Source organism: Aquidulcibacter sp. (genome assembly GCF_044346625.1).
Taxonomy (GTDB): Bacteria; Pseudomonadota; Alphaproteobacteria; order Caulobacterales; family Aquidulcibacteraceae; genus Aquidulcibacter.
The window spans coordinates 33,829-48,692 of sequence record NZ_JBIIYV010000019.1 but is presented as its reverse complement, the minus strand read 5'-3'; the positions used below and the strand labels follow the sequence as shown (position 1 = coordinate 48,692).

Genomic DNA, 14,864 nt, shown 5'->3' with positions numbered 1-14,864 from the left:
GACCACCACACGCCGTTTGATTGGGTCGACGCGCATGGTCAAGCGCTTGGACCCAAGACGGCCGGTAAAGCAGGCTTCAACACTGCGACCAGATGGCAGGCTTAATTGGGCGACCCGTGCCACCATGTGACCACCAGCCCTTAGTTTGGCGTAACAGGGGCCCCAGATACAGGCGACCTTATACCCTCGGCTGGCTTGTTCTCAGCCCGACGTGTGGTGACAGTAGGCGCGCGCTTTGGAAGACCCGCGGCCAACAATTCATAAGCACGCTTCAGCTGGTAATCTTCGGTCTCCTTCCAGCCGACCGGTGGCATTTCCGCAGGCATGTGCGGAGGCTTGCGCTTCACGCCGCTTTCATTGTCGAGCGCGTGGGGCAAATCTTCCTCACCTTGGAAGAGCGCTTTGCGTTCTTTTAATTGCTCTTCCGTGATGCGCACGGCACCGATCTCAATATCAGGCTCAATCCCTGCACCTTGGATCGAGCGGCCGGCTGGTGTGTAATATTTCGACGTCGTCAGGCGCAGCGCGCCATCACGACCATTGCGCAGAGGGATGACTGTCTGGACAGAGCCCTTGCCGAACGAAGCCATGCCGACAATCGTGGCGCGGCCACGATCTTGCAGCGCGCCAGCCACAATCTCCGACGCCGAGGCTGAGCCTTCATTGATTAAGACCACCATCGGCACCCCGGCCAAACGCTCACCCGGCGTGCCATAATAGCGTTGGATATCATCTGCGCGGCGACCACGGGTAGAGACCACTTCGCCACGATCCATAAAGATATCGGTCACCTCAATAGCTTGATCCAACAAGCCACCGCCATTGTTCCGCAAATCAAGCACAACGCCCTTCAGGCGGCCACCCAATTGACGCTGAACATCATCAATCGCTTTGTTAAGCCCTTCAGAGGTGCGTTCATTCACAAAGGTTGAAATGCGGATATAGGCGTAATCGCCTTCAATCTTGCTGGTCACCGGCTTCAGCACAATGGTCTCGCGCATGACTTTGGCGACAAAAGGTTCTTGGCTCTCGCGTGCGACCGTGATGTCGATTGACGTTCCAACCGGGCCGCGCATCTTCTTGACGGCTTCATCCAAGGGCAGGCCCAGGATAGAAACGCCATCGACAGCAATCAGTTTGTCGCCAGCCTTAATGCCAGCCCGCACTGCCGGGCTATCGTCCATGGGCGAAATTACTTTGACCGCGCCGTCTTCACTGGTCACTTCAATACCAATCCCGCCATATTCGCCCTTGGTCGATACCTGCATATTGTTGAAGGCTTCGGCATCCAAGAAGCTGGAGTGTGGGTCTAGCGATTGCAGCATGCCATCAATGGCTGCTGCCACCAATTTGTCGTCCTTGGTTGGCACAACATAATCAGTACGGACGCGCGCCATCACATCGGCAAAAATCTCTAATTGGCGCAGCGTATCTTCACCCTTCGCCGCTGGTGCTGCCGTGTCTGGGCGGCCACCAGCAGACCACGCCACTGCCGTTGCGCCCAAAGCAGCACCCAGTCCCAATGTCCCGGCCAAGACTGGCGCAATCCACCAGCGCTGCGTCTTTTGGGAATCTGTCATAAGCGGCTACTCCAAGTGGCTAAGGCCATAGGTATATCAGGAAACTTGTACACTCTATATAATCCAACCAAAGTGGTTAAGCACCACCTACCACAGTTGATTGCGGTGATTTAATCTACAGTCGGACGGGGATGATGGGGCAGGCTTAGGTGCCGTTAGGCCGCTTTAGCCACAAATTGGGGTTTTGCGGCGTGCTTTGCTTGCGTACTTCCATATAAAGATCGGGCATAATGCGACTGTCTGTCGCCATTTCGCCAATCGGCTCCCCTGCCAAAACTTCCTGACCGGCCTCCACATAAATCGTCGCCATGCCTGCTAAAACAATGTGGTAGCCATTGCCGACATTTAAAATCATCACCCGACCATAGGAGCGGAAAGGACCCGCAAATTCGACCTCGCCATCATAGGGCGAAACAACTTGTGCTGAACGGCGGGTTCGAATGGTGACCCCTTCAGATCGCCCCCCACTGTCCAATGCTGCCCCAAACCCTGTTACGACTTGGCCATAGGCCGGATAAGGCACTGTGCCCATGGCACGGTCAAAGCCGCGCGCAAAGTCAGATCCGTCTTGTTGTTGCTGTGGGTCAAGGCCCGGTACAGAGCCACCTAACCGGACGACCAAGTCGCGCAAGTCATTGGCACGCCGAACAATCTCAGAAATCCGCGTCCTCTCTGTCTCTGCGTCACGCATGATACGGGCCTGGACCATGCGCCGTTCTTGGATCAAAGAGCCAATCGTTTGCCGCGCAATCATCAGGCGGGTGTTGCTGTCCCGATAGCTGGTATTTTGCATCAGAATCGACTCGCGCAGGCTCTGCAGCTTGGCAATATCGGCGGCCGCTTGCTTTGCGCGATTGTCGAGCAAGGGCGCAACTTCTCCCATCAAAATGGCAACACGAGCTGCCTCAGCCGCATTTTTAGGTCGGACCGCCAGGGCAGGCGGGCGGTCCCGTTCCATGGCAATCAAGGCAATGACGACATCTTCCAAGGCTTCGCGATTGCTAGCGAGCTTTGTATTCAATTGCTTTTCCTGAGCGCGCATCTGAATCAAGCGGACTTCTGAACGTTCCACTTCGCGCTCGAGACGATCCCGATCTTCGGCGGCGTCAACGAGCTTTTTTCGAAGAGCTTCTGCATCGCCTGCGACACGATTGGCATCATCGACGAGCGTGCCAACCCGTTCTTCGCGTCGCTGGCGTTCGGCTTCGAGGCGCTTGAGTTCCTGTTCCGCAGAGCTTTGGCCGTAGACCGGCATGGCTGCGCCCAGCGTCACACACAACAGAAGGATCGCTCGAAATCTGCGCATGGTCGCAGAGATAACCAGATTTGGCGCTGCGGTCATCTCGCTGTTACAGGCGGGCCTCGCCGCTCTAGACCCGGTGATAGGGCGTACCCGCAAGGATGGAGACAGCGCGATAAATCTGCTCTGCCGCCATGGCGCGCACCAGCTTGTGCGGCCAGGTCCAGGAGCCAAATGCGAGCTTCATGGAGGCAGCTTGGGTCAAGGCTTGGCCGTGTCCATCCGGTCCGCCAATGGCCAGCACAATGTGCCTTTGGCCTTGATCGCGTAGGCTTGCCAATCGGTTGGCAAAACCAACCGAACCAGGCGCTTCGCCGCGCTCATCAAGTGCGATGATGAAGCTACCCGTCTCAATCGCGGCCAACAGGGCAGCGGCCTCTTTGTCGCGGTCGGGCTCCCGCAGGCGCGGGTCAATTTCAGCTAAACGGACCGACTTGATACCCAACGGCTTTCCCATGGCGTCGGCACGGCCGAGCCAGTCGAGGGTCATAGCTTGTTCAGGTTCTTGCGCCTTAAGCCGCCCAATGGCAGCCAAAGTCAGATTCAAGCAGCACCTGCCGCGTGGCGGGTTTCCCCGGTCCAGATGCGTTCAATCGCATAAAAGGCGCGCACTTCTGGCCGGAAGATATGGGCGACAATATCGCCAGCATCAATCAAGACCCAGTCAGCATTAGGCAAACCCTCAACCCGCGCCTTACCAACGCCAGCGTCTTTTAACTTGCGAACAATATGGTCTGCAATCGCGGCGACATGGCGCTGCGAGCGGCCGGAGGCGACGATAATCGCATCTGCGATGGAGCTTTTACCTGTTAAATCAATGCACAGCACATCTTCTGCTTGGTCGTCATCCAAAGATGCGAGGATGATGTCTTTCAGATCAGGGTTTTGAGTATCACTTAGTTCGGACGACAGGGTGTTGGCCTTTCAGAAATTTGAAGACTTCCCTAGCACAAGTGAAGTCGAAATGCATGCCCTGTTGCAGACAGTCCAGAACCGACGCGAAAAATGGTTTTTTAAGGCCAAGATGCTAGACAGCCACTAAAGGGGTTTGGTGATGAAAGAGACGGTGGCGTTGGATCATGCGCAGGCCCAGATGGTGCTGCCTGCAGCCATGGCCGATGCACGCGTCGCCACCTACGATTTGATTCAAAACCGCAGCATGATCGTTTGGGGCGAACATTGTTCTGAATGCGCCGCCCCCTCCTGTTATACCGCCTGTAGCTTCTTCACCCCACGCTCGGATGGCCATTGCCGCCGCTTTACAAGGGGCATCGAAACCATCGACAGCGGGACTTCTGATAAGATCCTATTGACCCGGATCGCCTTTCGCCGCTGGGGTAAGTTGGAGGGGCGAGGACCCGTCCGTCCGATGAGTAAACAAGAAGCCGCCGCCGAAGAACAATACGCACAACCCGCCCTGGGTTTAGGTCTGGCCTTTTTGGCGCGTCGGGAAGCGCGTCAACGCACTGCAGGCCATATCCAGACGAGTCGGGGCGTGCATGGCTCGTTCAATGCATTTCTGATCGAAGGGGCAGCGCTTTCTGCCAAGTCGATCTCCTTCACGCTTACATTAGTGCCCGCCGACAAAACCAATCCTACCTTGTTCCAAAGCCAGTTCTCATTGAACGCAGACTGGACAAGGATCTCAATCCCGGTCGCAGACATTGCGCGCACCATCGACCTCTCCCAAGGCTTTCTGGTCCAGATTGAGCCGATTGGGGAGGCAGAGGGTCTTGAGGTCCTTTTGGGCCTGTGCGACTTTGTCACTTGGGCCAAGGCGGTGACGCCTCCATCAGCGCCAAACATGCCAGCCGCCAAAGCCAAGGTCGTGGTCTGGGACCTCGACCATACGATCTGGGACGGTATCTTGCTCGAAGACGGGCCAGAGGGCGTGACCGTAAAGCCCGGTATCCGGGAGATGATCGAAGCACTCGACGCCCGTGGCATTCTGCAATCGGTCGCCAGCAAGAATAATCATGACGAGGCGGTGACGGCTCTCGCCCATCATGGGCTCCTCGACTTCATGCTCGCCCCGCAAGTCAGCTGGGGCCCGAAAAGTGCGGCCTTGTCTCGTATTGCAGAGACGCTCAATCTCGGGCTCGACTCCTTTGCTTTCATCGACGACCAGCCTTTTGAACGCGGGGAAGTTGGTGAAGCCCATCCTTCTGTGACTGTGCTGGCGGATACCGAGGCGCTTACTTTGCTGGAGCGCCCACAATTTGACGTGCCTGTGACGCCCGAAAGCCGAGGCCGGCGCGCGCTTTATGCGGTGGAGGCTGCGCGCGCTCTTGCGGCCGAATCTGCTTCTGGCGATATGGACCAATTCCTGCGCGGTTGTGATCTCGCTTTAAGCGTCGCCCGTTTGTCGGCAGAGGATGCTGAGCGGATCTATGAATTGTCGCAGCGGACCAATCAACTCAATATCGCCGCGACCCGCTATAGCCGCGACGACGTTGCCGCCATGCTAGCAGACTCGTCCGGGGCTGAGGCTTGGACCCTGCGCTGCGCCGATCGCTTTGGCGATTACGGCCTGATCGGATTTGCCTATGGCACCCCGCAGACCGGACACATCCGCGATTTCTTTATGAGCTGCCGCGTGCAACGCAAACGCGTGGAAGCCGCTTTCTTTGCTTGGCTGGCAGCGCAATATGAGACGGCAGGGGCTCCTGAGCTCACCATTTCTTATCAGAGGGCGGCCCGCAATGGCCCCGCATTAGACTTGTTTTTGGGCTTAGGGTTCACGCTAGACTCGACCGATAATAGCCACGGCCAGTTGCGGTGCACCCTGCCCGCCGGCTTTGAGGGGAGCGACATTGTGCGCGTCGTACACGCCGCTAATGAACCCATTCCTGCGCTCAACACGGAGGCTGTGTAGCTATGGCACCTAGACTTCTGACGCGCCTCGAAGGGGCCTTAACCCGCGCCATTCCCTTAAACCCAATCCAATCGTGGCTGACCCAAGCAGTCGCCTCGATTAGCTTTGACGATATTCCGTTTTCGGCTGCCCGCGTCGGTGCGCCTATTCTAGAACGCGCTGAAATCCAAGGCACCTTTTACGTGTGTGGTGGCCATACCGGTGAGACCTTTGAAAACCGCGCCCAGCATGAGGCCCATGACCTTTTGGCCTTGCACCAAGCCGGCCATGAGATCGCCTGCCACACCTTTGCCCACCCGCTTGTCACCAAGCTATCGAACACCGCGCGTGATCAAGATCGGCAAGCCAATGCGAACTTTATCCGCGACACGCTGGGTGACGTGATGATGACCAGCTTTGCCTATCCTTATGGCGCGGTGAGTTTGGCGGCCAAAGCCTATTATGCGCGCCAATTCTTTACCTGCCGGGGTGTTTATCGGGGGCTGAACACAGGCCGAATAGATTTCGCTGAGCTGCGCGCGATTGGGATAGAGCGCCGTCAGCACGATATTGGCCAAGTCCGCGATCGCGTGGCCGAGGCCAAAGAGCGCAATGCGTGGATCATCTTCTTCACCCACGATGTGGGGCCAGACCCATCAGACTATGGCTGCACCCCTCAGAATCTTGAGGATGTGATCACGACCCTCAAGGACGCAGGCATTGAAACCCTGCCCGTGAAGGCGGCTGCCGCCAAAGTCATGTTCGGCTAGGCCCGCAACGCACGGATCCGCTCAATCATCGCCACGCTGGATGGGTCACGCTGGTCGCTTGGGCCATTTTGCAGATCAAGGTCGATCTCGCTGGCAATCACTTTGCCCAGTTCCACGCCCCATTGGTCAAAGGAATTGACGCCCCATAGCTTGCCTTCAACAAAGGTGCGGTGCTCACAGAAGGCCAGATAGGCCCCGAAATTGGTCGGGCTTAAGCGGTCCATCAGCACAAAGCTGGACGGGCGATTGCCTTTGAAAACCCGGTGTGGCGCGATGGCATCAATCTGATCAGGGCTCGCGCCTACGGCTTGCATCGTTTTGATGACCGAAGCCAAGCTCTTGCCATGGGTGAGGGCCTCAGCTTGGGCTAAGACATTGGCCAAAGTCATGCGCGTGCGAACCGGGGCATCCTCATCGTCTTTGGCGATTGCAATAAACTCAACCGGGGTCACATCCGGGCTCTGGTGCAGATGCTGAAAGAAAGCATGCTGGGCGTTTGTACCTTCTGCACCCCAGACAACTGGACCGGAGGTTTCAACGCCTTCTCCATCCAAATTGACGGACTTGCCATTTGACTCCATCTCCAATTGCTGCAGGAATTGCGGCAACAGGCGCAAGCGCTTGGCATAGGGAATGACGGCGCGGCTTTTGAACTGCAGGCAGGTGCGGTTCCACCAACCGATCAGACTGGCGACAACAACGGGGTTTTCTGCTAGCGGTAGGGCCTCAAACAAATTGTCCATCGCGGCGGCACCCGCATGCATCTCTGCCACGACTTCTGGGCCCAAGGCGATTTCACACGATAGGCCGACTGCCGACCACAGAGAGAATCGTCCGCCGACCCATTCTTTGAAATCAAACACACGGTCAGGTCGAAAGCCCGCTGCCTTGGTCTTTTCCGGTGCAGCACTGATCGCAACCAGATGGGCACTATCATCTGGACCGATGGCGGCTTGCAACCAAGTGCGAGCAGCTTTGAGATTTTCCAATGTTTCTAACGTCGTGAAGGTCTTTGACACGCACAGGATCAAAGTCTCACGCGGATCGAGGCCAACGAGCGCTGCGGCTAATTCTCCGGGCTCAATATTGGCGGCAAAGCGCAAAATGATGTCACTGCCAGCTGTTGGGGCCAAAGCTTCATAAACGAGGCGCGGCCCGAGGTCTGATCCACCAATCCCGATATGGACAATCGACTTAAACGGGCGACCATCAGAGGCCGCAATCGACCCATCGCGAACGCCGTTGGCAAAGGCCGTTGCCGCAGCCCGGCCTGCACGCACGGCCTCGCTGATCGCTTCACCCTTAGCCATAAAGTCTCGGTCAGGCTGACGAAGCGCCATATGCATGACAGCGCGACCCTCGGTCACATTGATTGCTTTGCCGGCGAAAAGATCGGATCGTGCTTGTTCTAGTCCAATTTCTTGGGCATGGAGCAAAAGGGCGTCTAAATCAGCTTGGCTGAGAAGGGCGCGGGAAAAATCGAAATGCAATCCGTCAGCCTGAAAGTTCAAGCGTTTGTGACGCGCCAGATCGAGCAAAAGGGTTGATAAGGAGGCGGAGGCTGCCAACTGGCCACGGGCGATCAAATCATTGTGTGTCATGGCTCACCTCTGCCAAGACCGCCCGCACTTGTCGAGGCCTTAAGACCCTGACTATCAGTCATCACGCGTGACCATTTTGAGGAAATCCAATGCCACAGCCAGTCCATGAGACAGATTTCGAAGAAGGGCATGGGACGTCGGTCCTTGGTCAGAAGATCGGCTTTGCCTTGGGCTTGGTGGTTGCCAGCGTCATGTTGTGGATGGGTGCCCCAGAGGGCCTCGACCCCAAGGCTTGGAAAGCCCTTAGCCTGTTGGCTTTGATGATTGTGTGGTGGGTGAGCGAGGCAATCCCGGTTGCGGCTACCGCCCTTTTGCCGCTAGGTGCCTTGCCTTTGCTTGGCGTCTTAAAACCGGTTGATGCTGCGGCCCCCTATGCTGACCCAATCATCTTTTTGTTCATTGGCGGATTTATGATTGCCGCAGCTATTGAGCAATCAGGCCTGCACCGCCGCATCGCCATCCATGTCTTATCCGCTGTCGGTTCAAGCCCAGCAGCCATAGTCGGTGGCTTCATGATCGCGACGACTTTGTTGTCGATGTGGATATCTAATACTGCTACCGCTTTAATGATGACGCCGATTGCCTTGGCGGTCTGCACCGCAGCGGCACCAGCAGGCCCGGATCGACGGAAACTCATGGCCGCTTGTGTTTTAGGTGTGGCTTATTGCGCGTCGATTGGCGGGGTTGGCACCCCTATAGGATCGCCCACAAATTTGATCGGGGCCAAATGGCTGGAGGCCAATAATGTAGGCTTGAGCTTCCCGGAATGGATGGCAATTGGCGGTGCAATCATTCTGATCATGGTGCCCTTGGCTTGGCTGATCTTGACCAAGATCGCCTATCGACTTCCGGCCCATTTGGGTGATGACACAGCCCGCGAAGTCATCGCCGCCGAAGCGCGAGCTTTAGGCCCGATGAGCCAGAAAGAAGCGCGCGTGATGGTCATATTTCTCAGCGTGGCATTGGCTTGGATCCTGCGCGAACCCTTGAGCAAATTGCCGGGCCTGCAAGGCCTAACCGATATGGTGATCGCCATTTTGGGGGCGGTTGCTTTGTTTGTCGTACCAGCAGGCGATAAGGCAGACCCGAATAAGGCTTTGCTGGGCTGGGACGTTGCCGAACGTATTCCTTGGGGCATCGCCATCCTATTTGGCGGTGGCCTGTCAATGGCGGCGGCCTTGGAAGCTACAGGCCTGTCGACCTTTATCGGCGGCCACATGGCAGGCATTGGCGCTTTGCCGATCTTGTTAGTGGTCTTGATCCTTGTGGCAGCGACGGTCTTCCTCTCAGAACTTGCGTCAAACGTCGCCACGCTTACCGCCATGCTGCCAGTTCTGACCGCCATGGTTGCAGGTTCGGGTGGGGATCCCTTCTTGATTGGGGCGTCGGCGACCTTTGCCGCTAGCTTTGGCTTCATGTTACCGATTGCGACGGCAGCCAATGCCATAGCTTTCGCAACCGGTGCCCCCAAGCAGTCTGAGATGCTGCGCATTGGTTTTGCTTTGAATCTGTTTGGCGTTCTGACCATTGCCGCAGCAATTGGCCTAATTGGACCTTTGGTTACCGGTTAAATTCCTGCCCTTGCCCTTAACAAGCCAATCGGACCGCAATAAGGTGATGTCAGGCCTTTTCTCGAGCATTTATAAGGATTTGGTGTAACCCATGAGTGAGTCCATTCTGATCGGCGCCGGTGGCGAGCCGCTTGCCACCATTGAGCTTTTGCTGAAGCGCGCCAACCGCCATGGCCTAGTGGCCGGGGCAACAGGGACGGGTAAGACGGTGACGCTACAAGTGCTCGCTGAAGGGTTTTCGCGCGCAGGCGTGCCGGTGTTTGCCGCCGATATCAAAGGCGATCTGTCGGGTATGAGTCAATCATGGGAGCCCTCGCCCCCGTTCAAAGCGCGCGCGGAGCAAATCGGCCTGACCGACTATAAAAGCGAATCGACCCCGGTCGTGTATTGGGACCTCTATGGCCAAAAAGGTCACCCCATTCGCACTACGATCTCAGAAATGGGCCCGACCCTGCTCGCCCGCTTGATGGAAGTCAGCGACGCACAAGAAGGTGCTTTAGCGGTCGCCTTCAAGATGGCCGATGAAGAGGGCCTATTCCTCCTCGATATGAAGGACCTCAAGGCCATCCTCGATTTCATGGCCGAAAATGATGGCGTGGTCTCCAAAAAATATGGCCTTGTCACCCCTCAATCGATTGCCGCACTTCAGCGCAAGATCATGCAATTGGATCAAGCGGGAGCCGATGGCTTCTTTGGTGAGCCTGCGCTCGATCTCCGCGACTTCATGCGGACGGACTTATCTGGCAAGGGCATCGTCAATATTCTGGCGGCAGACCGTCTGGTCCAGAGCCCAACGCTGTACTCGACCTTCCTTTTATGGATGCTATCGGAATTGTTCGAGCAATTGCCTGAAGTCGGCGATATGGATCGCCCAAAAATGGTGTTCTTCTTTGATGAAGCCCACTTATTGTTCCGAGACGCACCAAAGGCGCTGCTCAATACCATCGAGCAAGTGGTGCGCCTAATCCGCTCTAAAGGGGTGGGTATCTATTTCGTTACCCAGAACCCGCAAGACATTCCAGAAACCGTCCTCGCGCAATTGGGTAATCGGGTTCAGCACGCACTACGCGCCTATACGCCGAGCGAGACAAAGGCGGTCCGCATTGCTGCCGAGAGCTTCCGGCCCAATCCAGGGTTTAAGACCGAAGATATGATCACGGCGTTGGGCGTGGGAGAAGCCTTAGTCTCAACGCTCGACGCGAAAGGTATCCCCACCATGGTGGAGCGTACCTACATCCGGCCACCGCTGAGCCAAGTTGGCCCGTGCTCGCCTGAGGCGCGCACCCGCGTAATTTCGGCAAGCCCGATTGGCCCGCGCTATGATGCGGTAATTGACCGGGACAGCGCGTTTGAAATCTTAGAGCGCAAAGCTGCAGAACTTGAAGCCCAGCAAGCCGAACTCGAACAGCCTGAGCCGACACGCTCCAAGCCCACCCGTCAAGTGGAAGAAGCCCAAGACGATGGCGGGATCATGGGGATGATTTTCGGCACCCAACGTGGTCGCTCTGGCCGCTCGCGCCAAAGCTTGGCAGAGACGGCAATGAAAACCATGGTGCGTCAAGCGAGTTCCACCATTGGGCGGGAATTGATGCGCGGGCTCATGGGATCGTTACGCCGCCGCTAGACCCTCTGGTCGACACCCCTTTTGCGTTCGAGGCTATAAATTTCATGTGTAGGTCCCTCGCCATGTCGCGTGGACCTTGGTATGAAGGGGCCGCTACGCACAAGCTCCGATCAACGGGGTTGAGAGACGCAAAAGGGAGTCTGCCATGATTGAACGCAAACAATTCTACATCGACGGCGCTTGGGTTGATCCGGTTACACCGCGCGATCACCATGTCATCAATCCGGCAACGGAAGAAGCGATTGCCGTCATCTCTTTGGGTGGTGAAGCAGACGCGGTAAAGGCCATCCTCGCCGCACGCGCCGCCTTCCCCGCTTTCTCCGAAACCAGCCATGATGAGCGCATTGCGCTCTTGGAAAAGATCATCGCGCTTTATTCGGCCAAGCTGCCTGAAATCGCCCATGCCATCAGCCAAGAAATGGGCGCGCCCATGTGGCTGGCAACAGCCGCCCAAGCCCCAGCTGGCCTCGGCCAATTGATGGGTGCTTTGAATGCGCTGAAAGAATTCACCTGGGAGCATTCGCGCGGCAACACCCGCATTCGCTATGAAGCAATTGGTGTGTGCAGCCTGATCACGCCTTGGAACTGGCCCATGAACCAAATCGGCTGCAAGGTTGGCCCTGCTTTGGCTGCTGGTTGCACCATGGTGTTGAAGCCATCCGAACTCGCCCCACTCGACGCCATGATCTTGGCCGACATCATTCATGAAGCCGGCGTGCCTAAGGGCGTGTTCAACCTCGTCAATGGCGATGGTCCAGGTGTTGGCAGCGTGTTGTCGACCCATGAAGAAGTCGACTTCGTGTCCTTCACCGGTTCGACCCGCGCAGGCATCGAAATCGCCAAGAGTGCTGCGCCAACTGTAAAGCGCATTGCACAAGAACTGGGCGGCAAGTCTCCCAATATCGTTCTAGAAGATGCCGACATTCAAAAGGCAGTTTCCTCAGGCGTGATGCAAGTCATGACCAATTCAGGCCAGTCCTGCAACGCGCCAACCCGCATGTTTGTGCCCCGCGCAAAGCTCGGCGAAGCAACCGCTGTTGCCAAAGCCACGGCAGAATCGGTTGTGGTTGCGGATCCTGCCGGCGACAAGCGCTTTGCCATGGGCCCATTGGCCAATGGTCGCCAGTTCGAGAAAGTTCAGTCCTTGATCGAAATCGGCATGAAAGAAGCCACTCTGGTGGCTGGCGGCATGGGTCGTCCTGAGGGCTTCAACAAGGGCTATTTCGTGCGCCCAACCGTGTTTGTCAGCGACACAAATGACACAACAATCGCGCGCGAAGAAATCTTTGGCCCCGTTCTGACCATGATCCCTTACGACTCCGAGGCAGACGCCGTGGCGATGGCAAATGACACGGTTTATGGCCTGTCGGGCTATGTCCAGTCCGAAAACCTCGACCATGCCCGCTCGGTCGCCAAGCAAATCCGCGCTGGCATGATCCACATCAATGGCGCCAGCACCGACACGGTCGCACCATTTGGTGGTTACAAGCAGTCCGGCAATGGCCGCGAATGGGGCGACTTCGGTCTTGAAGAGTTCCTCGAAGTCAAAGCTGTCATGGGCTATGGCGCAGTCGCGGCTGAGTAGGGTTTAGGCCACCGAACAGCCCCTCTCCCCCTAAAAGGGGGCGAGGGGAGCGCGCTGACTCACCCCGCCAAAAAATCCGCTGCCGCATGAAACACAAAACTGTGGCGGCGGGCGACGGCGCTGACATCATGGCCATAGCCGCCGCCTAGAACCGTCACCAAAGGAATCCCCCGCCTGCGCACCGCTTCGATCACGCGTCGTTCGCGCGTCATGAGGCCTTGATCGGTCAAGGCGAGCTTGCCTAAACGGTCATCCTGATGTGGGTCAACACCTGCAATATAGAAGACCAAATCCGGGCGAACCTGATCCAATAAGGCAGGCAAACAATCATCTAATGCCGCCAGATAGCCAGCATCCCCCGTCCCCTTTGGAATGGCGACATCCAAATCTGAGGGCGGCTTTTCAAGTGGCCAATTGTCGTCGCAATGCATGGAAAGCGCAAAGACGCGTGGTTCATCGTGAAAGATCAGGGCTGTGCCATCGCCATGATGGACATCTAAATCCACCACCAAAATCTGTTGCACTAAGCCTTCTGCCAGCAAAACCGAGGCGGCAACCGCCACATCATTGAAGACGCAAAAGCCAGCCCCCTGATCGGCCCGGGCATGGTGACTGCCGCCAGCACTGTTGCAGGCGAGGCCTTCTTGCAGCGCGAGACGGGCAGCCAAAAGTGTGCCCGCAGTAGCCAGCTGCGCACGCAAGACGACACGCTCTGTCAAGCTAAAGCCAATTCGCCGAACGGCCGCTGGGTCCAAGGTTCGACCCAGCACGGCATCGACATAGGCAGGCGTATGGGTGCCGATCAGGTCCTCCCGCGCGATAGGCTCTGGCGTCACAAAGCCGTGTGGCACCAAACCATCATCGCGTAATATCTCTGCCAGACGCGCAAACTTCTGCATTGGGAAGCGATGACCATCAGGCGTATCGGCTGTGTAATCAGGATGGTGGACGATCGGCAGGAGGCGCATGGGCTCAGCCTGCCCTCAACCCGTCCTTGATCTTCTGGACGAGGCCGGGCCCTTCGAAGACCAGCGCTGTGTAAAGCTGGATCGCATCAGCGCCTGCTTCGAACTTGGCTTGCGCATCTTCGGCAGATGCTACCCCGCCTACGCCGATCAAGGGCATGGCATTGCCAAGTGCACCCTTGAACTCTTTGAGCAAGCGGGTCGATTTCTCAAATACGGGTCTGCCTGACAGGCCGCCTTGTTCGCCCTTTTCTTTGCCTTGAAGATAGTCCGGGCGGTCGACCGTAGTGTTGGAGACAATCAGCGCGTCAATCTTTTGCGCCACCACCGTTTCAGCAATGGCGCGTACTTCGTCCTCATCCAAATCGGGTGCGACTTTCAGGAAGACGGGTCTGCGGCCATGGGTACGGGTTTGCGCCTCTGCCAGCACCATGACTTGACCCAACAAATCTTCCAGTGCGGCGCGGGTTTGCAGCGCGCGCAGGCCTGGTGTGTTGGGCGAGGAGATATTGATGGTGATGTAGGAAGCATGGAGCCAAACGCGCCGCAAGCCTTCGCAATAATCCGCGATACGGTCTTCGCTGTCCTTATTGGCCCCGATGTTCGCGCCAACAATACCCGGCCGATGCGCGCGGGCGCGCAAGCGGTTCACAAAGTGCATCAGGCCGTCATTATTGAACCCCATCCGATTGATGACGGCTTGATCCTCGACCAAGCGGAACAAGCGCGGCTTAGGGTTGCCTGCCTGCGGGCGTGGCGTGACGGTGCCGCATTCGACAAAGCCAAAGCCTGCCGCCAGCATCGCGTCGGGCACTTCGGCATTCTTATCAAAGCCTGCGGCAAGCCCGATCCGATTGGGCAAGGTCAGGCCTGCCAGTTGCACGGCGTCTTCAGGACGGTCTGGCTTGGCCTTTGGGCCAAAGCCTGTCTTCAGGCCAGCAATGGTGACTTGATGGGCGGTCTCAGCCGGTAGGGCGCGTAACGCCTCAGTGGCCTTGGCATAAAGGTCGATCA

At 57.2% G+C, this 14,864-nt stretch carries 12 protein-coding genes; 5 read left to right on the top strand and 7 right to left on the bottom strand.

Annotation, left to right across the window (positions count from 1 at the left end; genetic code table 11):
* Nucleotides 1–140 precede the first annotated feature (140 nt).
* The 4 genes from ACIQ20_RS07060 to rsfS form a co-directional block, all read right to left on the bottom strand.
* Nucleotides 141–1,580 (bottom strand): S41 family peptidase, encoded by a 1,440-nt coding sequence (locus tag ACIQ20_RS07060; RefSeq protein ID WP_395778780.1) that lies wholly within the window; start codon nt 1,578–1,580, stop codon nt 141–143.
* A gap of 145 nt (nt 1,581–1,725) precedes the next feature.
* A complete protein-coding gene (locus tag ACIQ20_RS07055) occupies nt 1,726–2,922 on the bottom strand; it encodes a murein hydrolase activator EnvC family protein (protein ID WP_395778778.1) in 1,197 nt (398 codons plus the stop codon).
* 28 nt (nt 2,923–2,950) lie between these two features.
* Nucleotides 2,951–3,427 carry a 23S rRNA (pseudouridine(1915)-N(3))-methyltransferase RlmH gene (locus ACIQ20_RS07050; protein ID WP_395778776.1) on the bottom strand — a complete coding sequence of 159 codons (477 nt, stop codon included), beginning with the start codon at nt 3,425–3,427 and terminating at the stop codon, nt 2,951–2,953.
* Nucleotides 3,424–3,744, bottom strand: coding sequence for a ribosome silencing factor (gene rsfS, locus ACIQ20_RS07045; RefSeq protein ID WP_367117183.1), 321 nt, complete (start codon nt 3,742–3,744; stop codon nt 3,424–3,426). Before rsfS ends, ACIQ20_RS07050 begins: the two co-directional genes overlap by 4 nt.
* Before the next feature lie 190 nt (nt 3,745–3,934).
* Between rsfS and ACIQ20_RS07040 the strand changes: the two genes are divergently transcribed.
* The gene (locus ACIQ20_RS07040; RefSeq protein ID WP_395778774.1) at nt 3,935–5,755 is read left to right on the top strand and encodes an HAD-IIIC family phosphatase; all 1,821 of its coding nucleotides are present in this window, start codon (nt 3,935–3,937) and stop codon (nt 5,753–5,755) included.
* 2 nt (nt 5,756–5,757) lie between these two features.
* Complete coding sequence (locus tag ACIQ20_RS07035) at nt 5,758–6,504, top strand: polysaccharide deacetylase family protein (RefSeq protein WP_395778772.1); 747 nt, start codon at nt 5,758–5,760, stop codon at nt 6,502–6,504.
* Here ACIQ20_RS07035 and pgi read toward each other — a convergent pair.
* Complete coding sequence (gene pgi, locus ACIQ20_RS07030; RefSeq protein WP_395778770.1) at nt 6,501–8,105, bottom strand: glucose-6-phosphate isomerase; 1,605 nt, start codon at nt 8,103–8,105, stop codon at nt 6,501–6,503. The genes ACIQ20_RS07035 and pgi overlap by 4 nt on opposite strands.
* Nucleotides 8,106–8,194: 89 nt before the next feature.
* Here pgi and ACIQ20_RS07025 point away from each other — a divergent pair, with 89 nt between their 5' ends.
* From ACIQ20_RS07025 to ACIQ20_RS07015, 3 genes are all read left to right on the top strand, one after another.
* Nucleotides 8,195–9,676 carry an SLC13 family permease gene (locus tag ACIQ20_RS07025; protein WP_395778768.1) on the top strand — a complete coding sequence of 494 codons (1,482 nt, stop codon included), beginning with the start codon at nt 8,195–8,197 and terminating at the stop codon, nt 9,674–9,676.
* 91 nt (nt 9,677–9,767) lie between these two features.
* Nucleotides 9,768–11,300, top strand: coding sequence for a helicase HerA-like domain-containing protein (locus ACIQ20_RS07020; protein ID WP_395778766.1), 1,533 nt, complete (start codon nt 9,768–9,770; stop codon nt 11,298–11,300).
* A gap of 145 nt (nt 11,301–11,445) precedes the next feature.
* Nucleotides 11,446–12,885: an aldehyde dehydrogenase family protein gene (locus ACIQ20_RS07015; protein WP_346382795.1), complete on the top strand. Its 1,440-nt coding sequence runs from the start codon at nt 11,446–11,448 to the stop codon at nt 12,883–12,885.
* Between the two features lie 59 nt (nt 12,886–12,944).
* Here ACIQ20_RS07015 and ACIQ20_RS07010 read toward each other — a convergent pair whose 3' ends face one another.
* Both ACIQ20_RS07010 and ACIQ20_RS07005 read right to left on the bottom strand, forming a co-directional pair.
* Nucleotides 12,945–13,853 (bottom strand): histone deacetylase, encoded by a 909-nt coding sequence (locus ACIQ20_RS07010; RefSeq protein ID WP_395778764.1) that lies wholly within the window; start codon nt 13,851–13,853, stop codon nt 12,945–12,947.
* A gap of 4 nt (nt 13,854–13,857) precedes the next feature.
* Entirely contained in the window at nt 13,858–14,862 is a 1,005-nt protein-coding gene (locus ACIQ20_RS07005) for a quinone-dependent dihydroorotate dehydrogenase (protein ID WP_395778782.1), read from the bottom strand.
* Between the last annotated feature and the right edge of the window lie 2 nt (nt 14,863–14,864).

Bases quoted from the DNA above. Each gene is read 5' to 3' on its own strand.
- ACIQ20_RS07060 (WP_395778780.1), bottom strand. From the start codon at position 1,580: ATGACAGATTCCCAAAAGACGCAGCGCTGGTGGATTGCGCCAGTCTTG.
- ACIQ20_RS07055 (WP_395778778.1), bottom strand. From the start codon at position 2,922: ATGACCGCAGCGCCAAATCTGGTTATCTCTGCGACCATGCGCAGATTT.
- ACIQ20_RS07040 (WP_395778774.1), top strand. From the start codon at position 3,935: ATGAAAGAGACGGTGGCGTTGGATCATGCGCAGGCCCAGATGGTGCTG.
- ACIQ20_RS07035 (WP_395778772.1), top strand. From the start codon at position 5,758: ATGGCACCTAGACTTCTGACGCGCCTCGAAGGGGCCTTAACCCGCGCC.
- pgi (WP_395778770.1), bottom strand. From the start codon at position 8,105: ATGACACACAATGATTTGATCGCCCGTGGCCAGTTGGCAGCCTCCGCC.
- ACIQ20_RS07025 (WP_395778768.1), top strand. From the start codon at position 8,195: ATGCCACAGCCAGTCCATGAGACAGATTTCGAAGAAGGGCATGGGACG.
- ACIQ20_RS07020 (WP_395778766.1), top strand. From the start codon at position 9,768: ATGAGTGAGTCCATTCTGATCGGCGCCGGTGGCGAGCCGCTTGCCACC.
- ACIQ20_RS07015 (WP_346382795.1), top strand. From the start codon at position 11,446: ATGATTGAACGCAAACAATTCTACATCGACGGCGCTTGGGTTGATCCG.
- ACIQ20_RS07010 (WP_395778764.1), bottom strand. From the start codon at position 13,853: ATGCGCCTCCTGCCGATCGTCCACCATCCTGATTACACAGCCGATACG.